1 protein-coding gene and 1 pseudogene are annotated in these 1702 nt (G+C 55.2%); both read right to left on the minus strand.

All coding sequences use genetic code 11. The features are described from left to right. Positions 1-340, minus strand: a pseudogene (locus ABIZ35_RS28875) (hypothetical protein); the annotation flags it as partial. Continuing rightward, on the minus strand, positions 340-1702 hold a 1363-nt coding region (locus ABIZ35_RS28880; RefSeq protein WP_348223414.1), incomplete at its 5' end, for a hypothetical protein. The pseudogene ABIZ35_RS28875 and the gene ABIZ35_RS28880, both read right to left, overlap by 1 nt.

A 1702-nucleotide genomic window follows, 5' to 3' on the forward strand; every position in this document is an offset into this window, starting at 1 on the left:
TTCCCTCGGTTTCACGCAGGACGTGGACATACACCAGCACGAATGTCAGCGCGACCAGCGCCGCCTCTGCGATCCAGATCGCCGCGAACCCGCCCATCTGATGGAGCTTCCACATCATCCAGAAGCATAGCCACTCATGGGCGATCCAGGTCGTTCCATGGCGTGTCCAGGAGTAGGTATCCATGTGCGGCGCATGGCCGCTCGCGGCGATTTCCTGGCCGGTTCGAAGCTGCCAGAACAGATCATTACACTCCGCTGGGTTGAAGCAAAGACCGACGGTGAAGACCGCGAGCGCCAGTGCGAGTATCCACACGAGAGGCTTTTTCCAAATAACGTACATCAAAATCTCCATGCCGAAAACTTCGAGGCGTTGACGGCGGCGGGGCAGTCCGAACGGCACTTCGCGATCAGCCGCGCATATTCCGGGCGATTTCGAATAAAAATCAGCGCGTTGACACCGTTTTCATTATCTAAATTAGCCCAGTCGGCATAGACTAAAGTCCAGTCGGGCGAATTCAAATAAAGCCGCGTCTGCTTTTTTGCGGCGCTGGTCACGATAAAATCGCAGCCGCGCTTCTTCAAAATCTCCTGCCAGTCATAGGACATCCCCTGAATATTGTTAACGTCTTCCAGGATGTCTCCAAAGTAAATATCCGCGCGCCCGTCTATGAATACAGGCCTATTGGGAAGCCGGCCAATGAGATATCCGCCGAAATCGTAGATGTTGTATAGCTTCATCGACACAGGAAACTGCTCTGCCTCAATGAAATCGGCGGCGCCTGTAGGGAAGTTGCTCCAGCCAAAGCTATTGGCGGCAATTCGATACGCCATTGGCATTTCGCCGAGGCCGTCGCCACGCACGGAGGCGCCGATCTTCGTTCCCGCAAGAACGGCGATTCCCAAGACTGCGGCGGTTACTATAGCTGCGTTCGGCGTTTTTCCGAAGAAATAACTTTCCGAGTGCTTGCGATTGGGAATATGCCGTTCAATTGCTGATTGAAGCTCGGCGCCAATGAGCATTGAGCCGACGACTGCGAGCAGAGGGGCATTGCGTGCCGCGCTGAGTGACGCATAGACGAGCAATGCCAGAACGATCAGTGATCCGGGATCGCGCTTGCGTGTCGTAAAGGCGATGGAATAAATGATGACACCTAAAAACAGCTCCAGAATTTTGCCGCTTTTGGAATGAAAATCTGGAGACGCCCATTCCAGAACCAAATTCATCGCCGTATCGCTGCTGATTGTCGACAGGAGATTCTCATATATTCGCCATCCGTAGGGATTGACGAATGTCGCCGCGATGCATCCCAGCGCGAGCATCGCGGTAAACTTGGCTCGGGCAAGAAGCGCCTCTTGTTCGGCTGAGCTACGCCGGGAAGCGAGAAAATCACCCAGAGCAAACGCCGCAATCATGGCGAGGCCCACCACTGCCCCGGCGTGGAGATTCGACCACACGAAATAAACTACAGCGAGCAGCCATGCATGATTGCGCCGCGAAGCGTCCTGTCGGGCGCGCTGCAGAATGACAATCGTGATGGCAAGAAACAAATATGTCCACAGGTGTGGGCGGGGCTCAAAGAAGCCACAGGAAACGATCGCCGCTGCGACCGCCAGAAGAAAGGCCGTGATCGGACTTCCCTCGGTTTCACGCAGGACGTGGACATACACCAGCACGAATGTCAGCGCGACCAGCGCCGCCTCT

Origin of the sequence: Capsulimonas sp. (assembly GCF_039929585.1) — a bacterium.
Classification (GTDB): Bacteria; Armatimonadota; Armatimonadia; order Armatimonadales; family Capsulimonadaceae; genus Capsulimonas.